Raw genomic sequence first — 14,882 nt, forward strand, 5'->3', positions numbered from 1 at the left:
AAGATGCAAGCTAAGGAGGAATGACGAAGAATGCAGCCTCGCCGCGGCGTAAAAGGCCACCGGCCGGGCTACGGCGCCATATCGGCCGTGCGGCAGGGCTCGAGCAGGCGCGTGACCTCCGAAATGGTGTAGGGCTCGAGTTGGTTGCCCCAGTTGCTTTGCACGTAGTTGAGCAGATTGGTGATTTGGGCGTCGGTCAGGTCGTGCTGGCCGGGCATCACCTGGTTGTACTCCACGCCGTTGACCACCACGGGGCCCTGCTGGCCGTGCTGCACCAGGCAGGGCAGGCCGGCGCGGTGGCGGGCCAGGTAGTCGGCGCCGGCCAGGGGCGGAATCAGGCGGCGCAGGCCCTGGCCCTGCTCGCCGTGGCAGCTGGCGCAGCGGGCCGCGTACAGGCGCTGGCCTTCGTTCTGGCGGTCGGTGAAGCAGCCGCTCAGTAGCAGGGCCAGCGCGGCGCAGCCCCCGGCGAGCCGGGGCCAGCGGCGGCGAAAGTCGGCGAGGCGGGGCATGGCGGCTTAGTTGCGGGCCGTGGCCGGGGCGGCGGGCAGCTCCTGCAGCAGCACGGGTAAGTCGCGCAGCAGGCGGTCCACTTCCTGGGTGTTGGTGCCGTCGTACACCCCGCGGATGTGGCGCTCGGCATCCACCAGCACGAAGGCGCCGCTGTGCACCGCTCCGCCGGGGGCGCTGGGGTCGCGCTGGGCGGCCACCATGTAAGTGCGGGCCAGGCGGAAAATGGTGTCGCGCTCGGCCGTGGCGAAGTGCCACTGGGCGGCGTTGGTCACGCCCAGGCGCTGGGCGTAGTCGCGCAGCACCGCAATGGTGTCGTGCTCGGGGTCGATGGTGTGCGAGAGAAAGGCCACCCGCTCGTCGCCCTGGTATTTCTCGAACACGCGCAGCATCTCGGCGCTCATCTTGGGGCAGATGCTGGGGCAGGTAGCGAAAAAGAAGTCGGCGATGTAGACCTTGCCCCGGAACGTGGCCGGCGTCACCGTCTGGCTGTCCTGGTTGGTGAGGGTGAAAGCGGGCAGGGTGGGGTAGGTGGTGTCGCCGGGGGCCACTACGGTAGGCTCGCCCAGGTAGGGCAGGCGGGCCCCACCGGCCGCGTCGGCATCGGAGTTGGGCTGGCAGGCCTGGAAGCCCGGCAGCGAGACGGCCGCGAGGGCCAGGGCAGAAAGAAAGGAGCGGGAAGGCAGGAAGCGCATCATCGGCAAGGGAAACGGCGGCGAAACTAGCGGGCGGAAGAAGCCGGGGCGGCCGGCAGCAGCAGCCGGGCCGAGTCGACGGCCTGGTTCATGAGCACGCCCACCGAGTCGATGCGCTGCTGCTGCCGGGCGTAGTAGGCCAGGGTGCGGGCGTGGCTCACCGAGTCGGTCGGCTGGCGGTACTGGTGCATCCAGTCCATCATGGCCGCGTCGGCGCGCAGCAGGGCGCGGCGCCGGCGGCCGGCGGCCACCGAGTCGGACACCTTGGCCAGCTGCTGGCGCAGGCTGTAGAGCTCGTCCATGCGGGCCATCAGCTCGTCGTGGCGGGCCATTACCCGGTCTTTGGCGGCCAGCTCGGCGGCGGCTTGTTTTTCCTCCTCGCTCTGCAGCGACAGGCAGGCGGGCAGCATCGTCAGGAGCAAACCTGCCATCAGCAGGCGGGCGGTGGGGCGGCAAAGCTTCTTCACGCCGCAAAGGTAGACCCGCGCCGCCAAACCCGAAGGCAATGGGGGAATGAGGATGAATGTGGGAGAATGTGCAGAATGTGGGGAATGGGCGGAATGAGAGAGAATGTGCGGGAATGGATGAGGCGGGCCTGGGATTGAGCCGTAACCCGGCGTCTTACCGGAGGGCCGTTCGGGCGGGTAGCCGCCCGGCGGCGTTTCTACTTCCCCAAATCAACCGGCTTTGCCCACGAAGCAGGGGCAAAAGGCTGTCCCATTTCCCACATTCCGCACATTCATCCCCATTCCTTCACATTCACCCATCCCCACATTCCCTCATTCACCCATTGGCTACAGCGTCCAGTGCTGCTGGCCGTACTGCCACAGCCACAGCAGGATCTTCCATAGGCCCCAGCCCAGCAGGCCGAAGAACAGCAGCAGCCCCACGGCCAGCACCACAATCAGGCCGGTGCCGCGTCCCTGGTGGCGGCCTTCCTGGTAGTGGCGCTGCAGCAGGCGCACGTTCCGCTCGTTGCTCTTGTAGGCGAAGTCGAACAGGTTGCCGATGATGGGAATGCTGCCCACGACGGTGTCGAGCAGCACGTTGAGCACCATCAGGATGATGACTTTGCGGCTGGCCCCGTGGCGGGCCATCGTCAGGATGAGGGCCGACGACACGGCGAAGGTGCCCAGCTCGCCCAGCACCGGCACCAGGCCCAGCAGCGGGTCGAGGCCGAAGCGGAACTGGGTGCCGGGCAGCCGGAATTGGCTGTCCATCAGCCTGGCCACCTGGTTGACCCACTGCAGGCGCGGGTCGGTAGCGGCGGCGGGCGGAACGATGACGGAGGGACGGGTGGGAGCGGCCATGACGGAAGGGGTTTAGCGCTTTTTACGCAACCCGCCGCGAAACGGCCCGCCGGGGCGCGGCGCGGCTTTTTGCCGCTCGGTCGCGGCTCTGAGCCGCGGCATTGCGGCTGGAAACCGCCCGGTCGCGGCTTTTAGCCGGTCCGTCGCGGTTTGAAGCCGGGACTTCGCGGCTCCGAACCGCGGAGTCGCGGCTTTTTGCCGCTCGGTTGCGGCTTTTTGCCGCTCGGTTGCGGCTTTTTACCGCGACTTCGCGGTTCGAAGCCGGTCGGTTGCGGTTGGGAGCCGCGAGGTCGCGGCTTTTCATCGCACCGACGCGGTTTTTCATCGCGGCAGCGCGGCTTTTTGTTGCGGCAGACCGAAGTTTGGTCGCAGCAGTGCGGCTTTCTGTCGCATTGGCACGAACTTACGTCTCACGAACATGGGTTTTCGTTGCGCGAAAGCCGCTTTTCGTTGCACCGACTCGGATTTTTATCGCGGGTCGGCAGCCGGGAGCTGCGGCCAATCAATTCGGGCGCGGGCCGGTTATCAGGGTCTGCGAGTTCATCCCTTCCCAACCCCCACTGCTATGAACACTCTTCCTTCCCGCACCCTGGGCCGCCAGGGCCTCACCGTCTCGGCCCTGGGCTTGGGCTGCATGGGCATGTCGGACTTCTACGCCGGCCGCGACGACGCCGAGAGCCTGCGCACCCTGCACCGGGCCCAGGAGCTGGGCGTCACGTTTTTCGACACGGCCGACATGTACGGCCCCTTCAAAAACGAGGAGCTGCTGGGCCGTTTCCTGCAGGGGCGCCGGGCCGAGGTGGTGCTGGCCACCAAGTTCGGCATTCAGCGCGACCCCCAGGACCCGGCCCGGCGCGGCGTGAACGGCCGGCCCGAGTACGTGCGCCAGGCCTGCGAAGCCTCGCTGCGCCGTCTCGGCACCGACTACATCGACCTCTACTACCAGCATCGCGTCGACCCGCACACGCCCATCGAGGAGACCGTGGGCGCCATGAGCCGGCTGGTGGAGGAGGGCAAGGTGCGCTTCCTGGGCTTGAGCGAGGCCGCCCCCGACACCCTGCGCCGGGCCCACGCCGTGCACCCCATCTCGGCTCTGCAAAGCGAGTACTCGCTCTGGAGCCGCGACCCCGAAGACGCCGTGCTGCCGGTGTGCCGCGAGCTGGGCATTGGCTTCGTGCCCTACTCGCCGCTGGGCCGCGGCTTTCTCACCGGCCAGATCAAGCGCTTCGAGGATTTGGCCGCCGACGACTACCGCCGCTTTACGCCCCGGTTTCAGGGCGACAACTTCCAGAAAAACCTCGACCTGGTAACCCGCATCGGCGAGCTGGCGGCCGAAAAAGCCTGCACGCCCGGGCAGCTGGCGCTGGCCTGGGTGCTCAGCCAGGGCGACGACATCGTGCCCATTCCCGGCACCAAGCGCGTCAGCTACCTCGAAGAAAACGTGGCCGCCCTGCGGGTGCCGCTCACGCCCGCCGAGCGGCGCCGCCTCGACGAAATTGCCCCGCAGGGCGCCGCGGCCGGTCCGCGCTACCCCGCCGAAATGATGCAGTCGGTGAACCGCTAACCCAGCCGGGGCCGGGCGGGTAAGCAGGTCAGCAGCTCCTTCTCCGGCCGGTCTTTGGCGGCAAGGCGCTATTTTGGTCCGGCGGGCCGCACGGGGCGGCCCTCTATCCCGGTTGCCCGTACAGGCTGCCGAGGCCGGGACGCACCGGCAACGCGCCGCCTATGAGCACCCCCCTGCTGATCATCCTGATTGGCTTTCTGATCTTCCTGGGCCACTACCTGGCGCAGCTGTTTCAGCGCACCAAGATTCCCGACGTGGTGGGCCTGCTGCTGGTGGGCATGCTGCTCGGGCCGGTGTTTCACCTCATCGACCCCGCGGCGTTCGGGCGGGCGGGGCGGGTGTTCACCAACCTGGTGCTGGTGTTCATCTTGTTTGAGAGTGGCCTCGACGTGCGCTTCGAGCAGCTGCGCTCGGCCCTGCGCGGCACCGTCTCGCTCACCACCCTCAACTTCGTGGTGACCACGCTGGTGGTGTGTGCCCTGGCCCAGGCCTTTACCCAGCTGGACTTTCTCAGCTGCCTGATTCTGGGCACCATCCTGGGCGGCACGTCCTCGGCGGTGGTCACCACCCTGGCCCGGCAGGTGCGCATCCTGCCCCAAACCTCCACCACGCTGGTGCTGGAGTCGGCCTTCAGCGACGTGTATACCCTGGCCATTCCCATTGCCCTGATCAGCTTCTACACCGGCACCTCGTTCAACGTGGCCACCCTGTTCAGCCAGATTGTGCTGTCGCTCGTGGGGGCGGTGCTGGCCGGGGCCGTGAGCGGCTACCTGTGGCTGGAGCTGCTCAACCGGGTGCCCACGCTGCTGAAAACGCGCTTTTCGACCCCGGCCTTCGCCTTTATTCTCTACGGGCTGGTGGAGCTGCTCGAGTTCAGCGGCCCCATCGCGGTTTTGTTCTTCGGCATCACGCTGGGCAACCTGCCCTTGCTGCGCCGCGGCTGGCTGCGCACCGTGCTGCCGGCCCGCGCCGTGGAGCTGACCGCGCTGGAAAAGGACTTCTTCGCCGAAATCGTGTTTCTGCTGCGCACCTTTTTCTTCGTGTACGTGGGCCTGTCCATTGTGCTCGACGACCCCGGGCTGATTGCGCTGGGCGTGAGCATGGCGGTGGTGCTGTTTCTGGTGCGCATTCCGGTGGTGCTGGCCTCGGCTGACCGCCACACCCCGCAGTTCGACATGGCCCTGATGAGCATCATGATTCCCAAGGGCCTGGGTGCGGCAGTGCTGGCTACCCTGCCCGCGCAGCGCGGGCTGCCCGGCGGGGCGGCCATCCAAACCATCACCTTCGCCGTGATTGTGGCTACCACGCTGCTGTGCACGGCGCTGTTTTTCCTGCTCGAAAAGCGCCGCATCCTGGGCTTCTACCAGCTGTTCTTCCGCCCGCCGCGCCCCCTCGACGCGGCCAGCCCCGGCCCCGACAGCGGCGCGGAAACGGCTGATTCCGCCGAACGCCCCTGACCGCCCCGAGCCATTACGCGCCAGGCTGCGGCGGTTGAGCTCACGGGTCCGGTAGCTGGGGCGTTACTTTTTCACCGAGGGCAGCAGGTCAATCCAGCCGTCTTCGCTCACCACCACGGCCAGCACGGGGTATTGGCTGCTGCCCACGTAGCGCAGGGCCGAGTTGTAGCGCGAGCCGCGCGAGGAGTCGCCCTTCTCGGTGGCCAGCCCGTCGAGGATGGCGCCGATGGCGAAGCAGGTGCCCTGGGGGTCGATGAGCACGGCCCCGTCGATGTTGGTAACCAGGCGCAGCACCGGGGGCGTCATGAAGCGCGGGGCCACCCGGAAGCACTGGCGCGAAAGGCGCTGGGCTTCCTGGGCCGCGCCTTCGGAGATGATGAGGATGGTGCCGGTGGGCTGAGTGGTGGCTTTCAGGCCCAGCTCCCAGAGGGTTTGCACCGTGGCGTCGCCCATGCCCGGCCACATGCGGCGGATGGTCTGGGTGAAGTACTGCTCGTCGATGCGGCGCTGGGGCAACCGCGGCGTGCCCGACACCACGCGCATCATCACGTGCTCAGCGTGGCTCAGCTCCCAGTTGTAGTGGGTGGTGAAGCGCACGGTAAACAAGGGTTCGTAGGCCGGGTCGGTGGGCTCCACCAGGTAGCCCAGCCCGAATACCTGGGTGGCGTCGGAAATCAGGGCGGTGCGGCCCTCGCTCATCTCCAGCAGCTTGCGGATGGAGCGGTGGTCGCGCAGGGGCACGGGCGCTTCGAGGGTGAGCACGGGCACCACGGCCGGGTGGTTGCGGCGGGCCAGAATCATGGTGCCGCGGCCCTCGTCGCCCTCGTGGCGCAGGGCGGCTACGCCGTTGCAGGCGTCGTAGAGGCCGTGGTTGCCGCCGGCCGGGGCGTGCATGAAGCGCCGGCCGGCGGCGCGCAGCAGCTCGTTGTAGTCGCGGTCGAGCAGGGGGCGGCCCTCCTCGGCATCGGAGCCGCGCAGGGCCTTGGTGCACTCCAGCAGCACTTCGCGCACCACGGCCAGCAGCAGCGAAGGCGGGCGCGACTCACTGGCGGGGTCTTCGTTGAGAGAGTAGTAGCTGTAGTAGGCGTCGGCGGCCAGCTGCACCACCACCATCACCAGGGTGCCGTTGAGCAGCACCGGCACCGAGCAGAACGAGATGCGCCCCTCGGCGGCGCTGAGGGTGCGCAGCTCGATTTCGGTGGCGCGCCGCACCAGCCCGTACCAGCGCATCTTCTCGGAGCGGTCGTGGTCGTCGGCGTGCAGGTGGTACACCACGTCGCGCACGGTGTCGGCTTCCAGGGCCACGGCGCGCTCCTTCACCAGGCGGAAGTTTTCGGCGGCGTAGCGGTGGGTAGGCGGCTCCAGGCGCACGGCCCCGGGCTCGTCGGGCTCCCGGGCGGCGGCAAAGCCGACCAGAAACACTTCGGGGCGCAGGTTGCGGTCGAGCAGGTTGAAAACACCCTCGGCAATGAGCTGGGCCGAGACGCGAAACAGGCTTTGGTAATCCCACATGGGCAACGAATAGGCGCGGGCCGGGGCAGCAGCGCCCGGCGGCAGTGGGCTAGGTACGCGAAACTGCCCCCACAAGGTACAGGACCCCGGCCGGGCGGCAACTTTCGGGCGCCGCGTGGGGTTATCGACGGTAGATGCCGGTGCGCGACCGAGGGGGCCGCGGCTGCCTTGCCCAAGGCCTGTGGATCCTGTATATTAGGTGCCCTTGCTAGCCCGCTGAAGCCATGATGGTGGATTTGATTCTGGGAGCGGTCTTCGTGCTGCTGTGGCTGCCGCTCGTGACGGGCTACTGCGCCCGCAGCTACGACCGGTCGTTCTGGCTGTGGTTTGCGCTGGGCTGCGTGCTGCCCATCGTCTCGTTTTTCGTGCTGCTGGCCCTCATCTGCCGCGAGCAGTGGAGCCCCGGGCAGAAACTCCTCAACGAAGCCCGCCGCATTCTGGCCGAAGCGGAGGCCCACGAGGTGGAACACTAGCGCACCGCCCCGGCGCCCTCCAGCCAGCTCAGCAGGCCCCGCGCGGCCCAGGCGCCGGTGCTGAAGCAACCCTGCAGCAGGTAGCCACCGGTGGGGGCCTCCCAGTCGAGCATCTCGCCCGCCACGAAGGTGCCCGGCCGTCGGCGCAGCATCAGCTGCTCATCGACCTCGGCATACGCCACCCCGCCGGCCGTGCTGATGGCTTCATCAAGGGGGCGCAGGCCCCGCACGGGCAGCGGGAGGTTTTGCAGCAAATGGGCCAGCTGTGCCGGATTTTTAAGCTGCTCGGCCGGCGCCAGCTCGCGCAGCAGCGTGGGCACGGGCGGGCCCAGGCGCAGGGTCTGGCGCAGCACTTCGGGCAGCGAGCGGTCCGCCCGGGCCTGGCTTAGGCGCCGGTGCAGTTCGGCTTCCATCAGCTCGGGCTTGAGGTTCAGGTAGAGCAGGGCCGGCCGGGTCCGGGCCAGCTCCGGGCGCAGCGCCGCCGTGAGGGCGTACACCGGGGTGCCTTCCAGGCCGTAGTCGGTGAGCAGCAGCTCGCCCCGGGCCTCGTGCGAGCCGCAGCGCAGGGCAATGTTTTTGAGCGGGGCGCGGCCCACCTTGTCGCGAAAAAAGGCCGACCACGCCACCTCGGCCCCGCAGTTGGCCGGCGCGAAGGGCACGGTGGCCAGGCCCGCAGCCGTGAACTCGGCGGCCCAGCGTCCATCGGAGCCGGTTTTGGCCCAGCTGGCGCCACCCAAGGCCAGCAGGGTGGCGGCCGGTGCCACGCGCAGCTCTTGGCCGCTGCGCTCATCGCGCAGGCGCAGGCCGCGGGGGCCGTCGAAGCCCAGCCAGCGGTGGCGGGTGTGCAGCTCCACGCCCAGCTCGCGCAGGCGCTGCAGCCAGGCCCGCAGCAGCTGGGCCGGCTTGTGCTCGTCGAGCGGAAACACCCGCCCGCTGCTGCCCACGTAGGTTTCGATGCCCAGCGCGGCGGCCCAGCGGCGCAGCTCGGTGGGCCCGAAGTGGGCGAGGTAGCGCGCAAATTCGGTTTGCCGGGAGCCGTAGCGCGGCGGAAACTGCGCGGCCGGCTCGCCGTTGGTGAGGTTGAAGCCGCCGTGCCCGGCCACCAGAAACTTGCGCCCCGGCGTGGCCTGGGCCTCGTACACGACCACCCCGCGCACGCCGGCCTCGGCCAGGTGCTGGGCCGCCAGCAGACCTGCGGGTCCGCCGCCGATGATGGCTACGGTAGGGTGGGGCATACGGAAAGCAGACAAGGCAGAAACGGAGCGCCGCAAGTGGGTAAGCGACCGGCAAAAGTAGGTCCTGCGGACGGCGCGGCCCAGCTTTTTGCGGGCGGGTTGCGTAAGTTGGCCGCATGGGACCGTACTCTATCCTGATTTACCTGAGCGTTGCCATCATTCTTTCGTACCTGTTCGACATCATCGCGCGGGCCACGAAAATTCCCTCGGTGCTGATGCTGCTGCTCACCGGCATTGCCCTCAAGCAAGCTGTGGATTACACCGATACGCCCATCGAGCTGCCGCGGGTGATGCTGCAGCTGCTGGGCATTGTGGGGCTGATCATGATTGTGCTGGAGGAGTCGCTGAACCTGAAAATCAGCCCCGAGAAAGGGCCGCTGATCCGCCGCTCGTTTGCCGCCGCCCTCATCATGCTGCTGGTGCAGGCCCTGGCCATTGCCTGGCTGCTGCAGCTCTACCTGGGCGTGTCGTTTCAGAGCTGCCTGCTCAACGCCGTGCCGCTGGCCGTCATCAGCTCGGCCGTGGCCATTCCCAGCGTGTCGAACCTGGGCGGCGAGCAGCAGGAGTTCATCGTGTACGAAAGCACGTTCTCCGACATTCTGGGCATCATGTTCTTCAACTTTGTGGCCCAGGACAACTTCGCCCAGGGCGTGTCGGTGCTCACCTTCTCGCGCGACTTGCTGGCCATCGTGGTCGTGTCGGTGCTCAGCACCATTGCCCTGGCCTACTTGCTCGACCGCATCCGCCTGCACGTGAAGTTTTTCCTGGTGCTGGCCTTCCTGATTCTGATTTACTCGCTGGCCAAGAAGCTGCACCTGTCGTCGCTGCTGGTGGTGCTGGTGTTCGGCCTCACGGTAAAAAACGCCGATCTGTTTCTGCGCGGGCGGCTGCGGCAGTGGCTCAAGCCCGAGCGTCTGCAGGAAGAGCTGCACCAGCTCAAGAGCATCACGGCCGAGTCGGCCTTCCTGATTCGCACCTTCTTCTTCCTGCTGTTCGGCTTTTCCATTACCCTCACCAACGTGCTCAACCTGAGTTTGCTGGTGCAGGGCGCGCTCATCGTGGCCGTGCTCACGCTCATCCGCTACTTCTACCTGCGCTACGTGGCCCGTACCAGCCTGGTGCCCGAGGTGTTTATCGCCCCCAAGGGCCTGATTACCATTCTGCTCTTCTACAGCATTCCCAACAAACACCTCATCGGCGAAGTCAGCGAAAACATCCTGTTCGTGGTCATCCTGCTCACCGGCGTGCTCATGCTCATCGGCCTGCAGCTGCCTAGCAAGCAGCCAGCCGAAATCGGGGAGTACTGATGGTTGCTGGTTGTCAGGTGTGAGTTGTCAGTTGCCGGTTGTCAGTAGGGGCGGTGGGCCCGGGTACGGCTGTCATTGCGAGGCGTAGCCGCAGCAATTGGTGCTTGCTCGGGGTAGCAACTAAAAGAGCCTGGCCGACCGGCAAGGACTTCGGTTCGTCAGGCTCGTTTGGTTAGGCCTTCGAAAAGGACTGATTGCTTCGCTTCGCTCGCAATGACAGCGTGGTGAGGCAGGTGCGGCTATTCGCTTTCGCGGATGAGCTGGTGGCGGTAGTTGGCCAGAATTACCGACTTGAGCAGGAAGCCCACGTAGCGCCCGTTGTTGAGCACGGGCAGGGCCCACACGTCGAGCTGCTCCATGCAGCGCAGCGTGTCGAGCAGGGTATCGTCGATGTTGACGGTGGCGGGCGCTTCCACCATCAGGTCGCGCACGCGGGTAGTACCGTATTTCTCTTCCTCAAACAGGGCGTCGCGCACGTCGTCGAGCGAGACGATGCCCACCAGCGCGCCGTCTTCGTTGACTACCGGAAACAGGTTGCGGGTGGCATGGCGGAAAATGTCGACCAGCTCGCCCAGGGTCGCGTCGGGGTGCACGGGCTCGAAGTCGGTTTGCACCAGGCGGGGCAGCACCAGCTGGGCCAGCAGGCCCCGGTCGCGGTCGTTGTGCACGTACACGCCGCGCTGCACCAGCTTGCGGGTGTACACCGAGTAGGGCTCGAAGTACTTGGTAATGAGATAGGAAATGCTGGTGACGAACATCAGCGGCACGAACAGGGCGTAGCCGCCGGTGATTTCGGCAATGAGGAAGATGGCCGTGAGCGGGGCGTGCACCACGCCGGCCAGCGTGCCGGCCATGCCCAGCACCACGAAGTGCACCTCGGGCACCACGAACAGGCCGCTCAGGTTGATGAGCCGGGCTACGAAAAAGCCCAGCAGCGCGCCCGAAAACAGCGAGGAGCCGAACATGCCCCCGTTGCCGCCGGCCCCGATGGTGACGCAGGTGGCAAACACCTTCAGCAGCATGGAGGCACCGGTGACCAGCAGCAGAATGCCCACGTTCTCGTCGCGGTACACCGAGAAGATACTCGTGTCGAGCAGGCGCTGCGGCTCGCCGCTGAGCAGGTGCTGCACCACGTCGTAGCCCTCGCCGTAGAGCGTGGGAAACAAAAACACCAGCAGACCCAGGGCCACGCCGCCCAGCGCCACCTTGCGGAAGGTGCCCGGCCAGCGGGCAAACAGGCGGTCGGCGGCGAAGTAGATGCGAATCATGTACACTGACAGCAGAGCCGCGCCCAGGCCCAGCAGCAGGTAGAAGGGAATGGTGTCGACGGCCCAGTTGGTGGTGATGAGCACGAAGGGCTGCCCCGAAAACAAAAGCTTCGACACCACGGTGGCCGTGGCCGAGGAAATCAGCAGGGGAATGAAAAACGGCGCCGACAGCTCGCTCAGCACCACTTCCACGGCAAACAGCACCCCCGCGATGGGCGAGTTGAAGATGGCCGCCACGCCCGCCGCTGCCCCGCAGCCCAGCAGCAGGCGCCGCTCGCGCCGGCTCACCCGCAGAATGCGCGACACGTTGGAGCCGATAGCCGAGCCCGTCACCGAAATCGGGGCTTCCAGACCCGCCGAGCCGCCGAAAGTGACGGTGAGAAACGAACTGATGACCTGCGAGTACATCTTGGAGCGCGGCACCACCGAGCCCTGCCGCGCCACCGAGTAGATGATGGGGCCGATGCCGCCCGAGAGCGAGCCGCCCAGAAAGTAGCGGGCGTAGAGCACCGTGAGGCCGATGCCGATGATGGGGTAGAGGAACAGCGCGAACACGCGGTTTTGCTCGGGCACCCAGCCGTAGAGCAGCTGCTGCCCCCAGTGCACGCTGCTTTTGAGCAGTACCGCCGCCAGGCCCGCCAGCAAGCCCACCAGCGTGGCCACCAGAATCAGGTACAGCCGGTCGCTGACGTGACGCAGGCGCCAAAGCAGCAGGGGACGTAGCAGCCGGTGGACGGTACTTTTAGACATCGGGCGAGGCGGCAACGGGCCGGCGCGGGGGCGCCGCAACTTTCCGGCCAATCTACCTGCCCGCATGTTAGCGAAAAGAACCGGCTATTGCTCGGGGAATGTGCTGCGCTGATGTGCGAGAATGTGGGGCGCTTCGCTAATGTGGAAAATGTGCCTGAATGTGCTGATGAGGGAAATGTGCTGAGATGCTAATGAATGCGGGAAATGAGATGGGGTGGGCAATGAGAAGGTGGGGGAATGTGTAAGGAATGAATCAATCGGCTGCTGGGACGCTGAGCGGAACCGGACCCAGGGCCTCGCGTGCTGTGGGGATTTGCACCAGCTGTTTTTGCTCCAACGCCGCTCTTTCAGCGCGCAACCCGTGGGAGCAGCACCACGGCACATTCCCCACATTCAACCACATTTCCCCATTAGCGAAGCGCCCCACATTCATTAGCACCTCAGCACATTCGCGCGAAGCGCGCCACATCAGCACGTTACTGTACCGTGGCAGGTTTGGCGTAGCCCTGCTGAAGCAGCAGCTGGCGGATGCCCTGCATCAGGTTGCTTTTCAGCTCCTGGGTGCCGCGGCGGTAGTCTTCGGAATAGGTCCAGAAGTACACGTGCAGGGTCACCACGCTGCCCTCGGTTTTTTCCACGATGAGGTAGGGCGTGTGCGGCTCCTCGTTTTTCACGTCCTGGAAACCGTGCACGAAGTCGAGCACGGTCTGCTGCACGCGCTCGGGGCCGGCGTCGTGCGCCACGTCCACGGCCACCAGAAAGTCCTGGCGGATGTGGCCGTCGCGGGTGAAGTTGATTAGCGGCTCGCGCAGCACCATGGCGTTGGGCAGGTAGATGTCCTTGCCGTCGAAGGTTTTGATGAGGGTGGTGCGCAGGTTCAGGGCTTCCACCCGGCCCATCAGGGTTTGGTTGTCGCGGATCTGAATAGTGTCGTGAATGCGGAACGGGCGGTTGAAGGCCAGCACCACGCCGGCCAGGAAGTTTTCGGCAATGTCCTTGAGGGCAAAGCCGACCACAAAGGCCGTAAGGCCCGCGCCAGCTACCATGCCGCCCACCAGGCCGGTCATGCCCAGAATCTGCAGCACCAGGGTGAGGCCCAGTAGGATAAAGGCCCACTTGCTCAGACGGGTCAGGAACTCGGCCAGCAGCGGGTCGTGGGAGCGGGCGTGCAGGCGCCCGCCGATGAGGCGGCTGAGGCGGTTGGCCAGGAAAATGGCAACGACGAGCAGAATCAGGGCCAGCGCCAGCTTGGGCAGCAGGTACAAAAACTGATTCCAATAGGAGGCGAGAACCTGGTGAAGGTCGTTGAGCAGCATAGATTGTGGGCGCGTTGGCGAAACGAAACGCCCGCCGCGCATGGGGCACGGCGGGCGGCAGTGGCTTTGTACGGTCGGGGGTAGGCACAGGGTTGAAGCCGGCCCAGCAGCCCGCGCCGCTGCGCCGCAGAAGGATGCATCCCCGCCTTTTCCTGCGCAGCAGCCAAAAGTCAGAGAACCTGGCTGTTTGTCAGGATTTTACCGGCGGTGTTTTGCTGGTTGGGTTCTGGCAGCAGAAGGGTTGCAGCTGGGTTTATGGGTTATTAAATATGGCAATTTCCGTATATTAAAAGTGTTGATGCCCGCTGCCATGAAACACCTAGCCATTCCCCTGTTGCTGGCAGCCGTCGGCACCGCAACCGCTCAAAACGTTGGTATCGGCACCAGCAACCCTACGCGGGCCAAGCTCGAGGTGCACGGCGTGGCCGGCACCGGAGCTACCTCGGCTATTTTTGGGGCCGACGGTCAGGGTATTTCCCTGCAGCGCAATTGGCCGGCCATCGGCTTCAACCAGTACAACAGCGGTCTGGGGCGCTACCTGACCGCGGGCCACGCCGCCGCCCTATACCTCAACCCGACTTCCGGCGGCTTGTACTTCGATTTGTACAGCAGCGGCCCGGCCAACGGGGGCGTGTTCGGCACTGTGCGGCCGCTAAGCTTGTTTAGCGGCGGCAACGTGAGCGTGCGCAACGCGCCCAACCTGGGTACGCTGACCGTGGCTCGGGGCACCTCGGGCGGGGGCACAGCGGTGTTCATGGGCACCACCAACCACAGCCGCTTCAACTACGCCACCAACGAACATACCTACATCCGCGGGGGTAGGCCCGGCAGCTACGTGTACCTCAACGACATTGCGGGCGGCAAGGTGCTGGTGGGGCAGTTCAGCGGCGGCAGCCGGCTGGGCATCAATTCGGCCAACCCCGTGTACACCCTGGAAGTGGTGCAGACCGCCAACCGCGGCCTGCTGCTGATCAGCCCCGAGGTCGGCTTTCACAACTGGGAGGTGCATTCGCAGGAGTACAGCCGCAACAGGAGCACCTGCTTGGAATTCAAGTACGACGATGCCATCAAGGGCTGGTTTCGGCCCACCGACGGGGGCTACACCCAGAACTCCGACCGCCGCCTGAAAACCCGCATCGAGCCGCTTGGCGCTACGCTGCCGCGCCTGCTGCAGCTGCAGCCCGTGCGCTACCAGCTGCAGTACCACAACCCCGACAACCAGCTTACCTACGGCCTGATTGCCCAGGACGTGCAGCCCCTGTTTCCGGAACTGGTGGAAGTGCGTCCTGATGCACAAGGCAGCTACGACGGCCTGAAGGAGCTGTACGGCATCAATTACGCGCAGCTGGGCGTGGTGGCGGTGAAGGCCATTCAGGAGCAGCAGCTGTTGCTGGGCCAGCAAAGCCAGGAAATAGCCGAGCTGAAAACCCGCCTGGCTGCGCTGGAGCAGCAGCTAACCAAGCGGCGGTAGGCGCCCGCTACGCATGG

Annotated in this window: 13 protein-coding genes; 5 read left to right on the top strand and 8 right to left on the bottom strand. The window is 66.1% G+C overall.

What is annotated here, in order from left to right; all coding sequences use genetic code 11:
• Window positions 1-68: 68 nt before the first annotated feature.
• The 4 genes from ACE191_RS02475 to ACE191_RS02490 form a co-directional block, all read right to left on the bottom strand.
• Window positions 69-509 (bottom strand): c-type cytochrome, encoded by a 441-nt coding sequence (locus tag ACE191_RS02475; RefSeq protein ID WP_400190598.1) that lies wholly within the window; start codon window positions 507-509, stop codon window positions 69-71.
• 6 nt (window positions 510-515) lie between these two features.
• Window positions 516-1,205 carry an SCO family protein gene (locus ACE191_RS02480; protein ID WP_400190599.1) on the bottom strand — a complete coding sequence of 230 codons (690 nt, stop codon included), beginning with the start codon at window positions 1,203-1,205 and terminating at the stop codon, window positions 516-518.
• Between the two features lie 23 nt (window positions 1,206-1,228).
• Window positions 1,229-1,633 carry a hypothetical protein gene (locus tag ACE191_RS02485; protein ID WP_400190600.1) on the bottom strand — a complete coding sequence of 135 codons (405 nt, stop codon included), beginning with the start codon at window positions 1,631-1,633 and terminating at the stop codon, window positions 1,229-1,231.
• A 363-nt stretch (window positions 1,634-1,996) separates the two neighbouring features.
• Window positions 1,997-2,512 carry a DUF4112 domain-containing protein gene (locus tag ACE191_RS02490; RefSeq protein ID WP_400190601.1) on the bottom strand — a complete coding sequence of 172 codons (516 nt, stop codon included), beginning with the start codon at window positions 2,510-2,512 and terminating at the stop codon, window positions 1,997-1,999.
• Window positions 2,513-3,077: 565 nt separating this feature from the next.
• Between ACE191_RS02490 and ACE191_RS02495 the strand changes: the two genes are divergently transcribed.
• Together ACE191_RS02495 and ACE191_RS02500 are read left to right on the top strand one after the other, a co-directional pair.
• Complete coding sequence (locus ACE191_RS02495) at window positions 3,078-4,076, top strand: aldo/keto reductase (protein ID WP_400190602.1); 999 nt, start codon at window positions 3,078-3,080, stop codon at window positions 4,074-4,076.
• 161 nt (window positions 4,077-4,237) lie between these two features.
• Complete coding sequence (locus tag ACE191_RS02500; protein WP_400190603.1) at window positions 4,238-5,533, top strand: cation:proton antiporter; 1,296 nt, start codon at window positions 4,238-4,240, stop codon at window positions 5,531-5,533.
• A gap of 63 nt (window positions 5,534-5,596) precedes the next feature.
• Here the strand turns inward: ACE191_RS02500 and ACE191_RS02505 are convergent, their stop codons facing one another.
• Window positions 5,597-7,045, bottom strand: coding sequence for a diadenylate cyclase (locus ACE191_RS02505; protein WP_400190604.1), 1,449 nt, complete (start codon window positions 7,043-7,045; stop codon window positions 5,597-5,599).
• 224 nt (window positions 7,046-7,269) lie between these two features.
• Between ACE191_RS02505 and ACE191_RS02510 the strand changes: the two genes are divergently transcribed.
• Window positions 7,270-7,518 (top strand): hypothetical protein, encoded by a 249-nt coding sequence (locus tag ACE191_RS02510; RefSeq protein ID WP_400190605.1) that lies wholly within the window; start codon window positions 7,270-7,272, stop codon window positions 7,516-7,518.
• Here ACE191_RS02510 and ACE191_RS02515 read toward each other — a convergent pair.
• Window positions 7,515-8,753 carry an NAD(P)/FAD-dependent oxidoreductase gene (locus ACE191_RS02515; RefSeq protein ID WP_400190606.1) on the bottom strand — a complete coding sequence of 413 codons (1,239 nt, stop codon included), beginning with the start codon at window positions 8,751-8,753 and terminating at the stop codon, window positions 7,515-7,517. The two genes, ACE191_RS02510 and ACE191_RS02515, sit on opposite strands and share 4 nt — an antisense overlap.
• Window positions 8,754-8,869: 116 nt before the next feature.
• Between ACE191_RS02515 and ACE191_RS02520 the strand changes: the two genes are divergently transcribed.
• The gene (locus ACE191_RS02520; RefSeq protein WP_400190607.1) at window positions 8,870-10,060 is read left to right on the top strand and encodes a cation:proton antiporter; all 1,191 of its coding nucleotides are present in this window, start codon (window positions 8,870-8,872) and stop codon (window positions 10,058-10,060) included.
• A 239-nt stretch (window positions 10,061-10,299) separates the two neighbouring features.
• On the opposite strand, the gene ACE191_RS02525 is transcribed toward ACE191_RS02520, so the two are convergent.
• Together ACE191_RS02525 and ACE191_RS02530 are read right to left on the bottom strand one after the other, a co-directional pair.
• Window positions 10,300-12,078: a chloride channel protein gene (locus ACE191_RS02525; RefSeq protein WP_400190608.1), complete on the bottom strand. Its 1,779-nt coding sequence runs from the start codon at window positions 12,076-12,078 to the stop codon at window positions 10,300-10,302.
• Window positions 12,079-12,554: 476 nt separating this feature from the next.
• Complete coding sequence (locus ACE191_RS02530) at window positions 12,555-13,394, bottom strand: mechanosensitive ion channel family protein (RefSeq protein WP_400190609.1); 840 nt, start codon at window positions 13,392-13,394, stop codon at window positions 12,555-12,557.
• Window positions 13,395-13,704: 310 nt separating this feature from the next.
• On the opposite strand from ACE191_RS02530, the gene ACE191_RS02535 reads away from it, so the two are divergent.
• Window positions 13,705-14,865: a tail fiber domain-containing protein gene (locus tag ACE191_RS02535; RefSeq protein WP_400190610.1), complete on the top strand. Its 1,161-nt coding sequence runs from the start codon at window positions 13,705-13,707 to the stop codon at window positions 14,863-14,865.
• Window positions 14,866-14,882: the final 17 nt, after the last annotated feature.

It is taken from the genome of Hymenobacter sp. B81, from assembly GCF_044628455.1.
Taxonomy (GTDB): Bacteria; Bacteroidota; Bacteroidia; order Cytophagales; family Hymenobacteraceae; genus Solirubrum.

Coding starts and splice junctions, on each gene's coding strand:
- ACE191_RS02480 (WP_400190599.1), bottom strand. CDS start 1,205: ATGATGCGCTTCCTGCCTTCCCGCTCCTTTCTTTCTGCCCTGGCCCTC.
- ACE191_RS02495 (WP_400190602.1), top strand. CDS start 3,078: ATGAACACTCTTCCTTCCCGCACCCTGGGCCGCCAGGGCCTCACCGTC.
- ACE191_RS02525 (WP_400190608.1), bottom strand. CDS start 12,078: ATGTCTAAAAGTACCGTCCACCGGCTGCTACGTCCCCTGCTGCTTTGG.
- ACE191_RS02505 (WP_400190604.1), bottom strand. CDS start 7,045: ATGTGGGATTACCAAAGCCTGTTTCGCGTCTCGGCCCAGCTCATTGCC.
- ACE191_RS02530 (WP_400190609.1), bottom strand. CDS start 13,394: ATGCTGCTCAACGACCTTCACCAGGTTCTCGCCTCCTATTGGAATCAG.
- ACE191_RS02515 (WP_400190606.1), bottom strand. CDS start 8,753: ATGCCCCACCCTACCGTAGCCATCATCGGCGGCGGACCCGCAGGTCTG.
- ACE191_RS02490 (WP_400190601.1), bottom strand. CDS start 2,512: ATGGCCGCTCCCACCCGTCCCTCCGTCATCGTTCCGCCCGCCGCCGCT.
- ACE191_RS02500 (WP_400190603.1), top strand. CDS start 4,238: ATGAGCACCCCCCTGCTGATCATCCTGATTGGCTTTCTGATCTTCCTG.
- ACE191_RS02475 (WP_400190598.1), bottom strand. CDS start 509: ATGCCCCGCCTCGCCGACTTTCGCCGCCGCTGGCCCCGGCTCGCCGGG.
- ACE191_RS02520 (WP_400190607.1), top strand. CDS start 8,870: ATGGGACCGTACTCTATCCTGATTTACCTGAGCGTTGCCATCATTCTT.
- ACE191_RS02485 (WP_400190600.1), bottom strand. CDS start 1,633: ATGGCAGGTTTGCTCCTGACGATGCTGCCCGCCTGCCTGTCGCTGCAG.
- ACE191_RS02510 (WP_400190605.1), top strand. CDS start 7,270: ATGATGGTGGATTTGATTCTGGGAGCGGTCTTCGTGCTGCTGTGGCTG.
- ACE191_RS02535 (WP_400190610.1), top strand. CDS start 13,705: ATGAAACACCTAGCCATTCCCCTGTTGCTGGCAGCCGTCGGCACCGCA.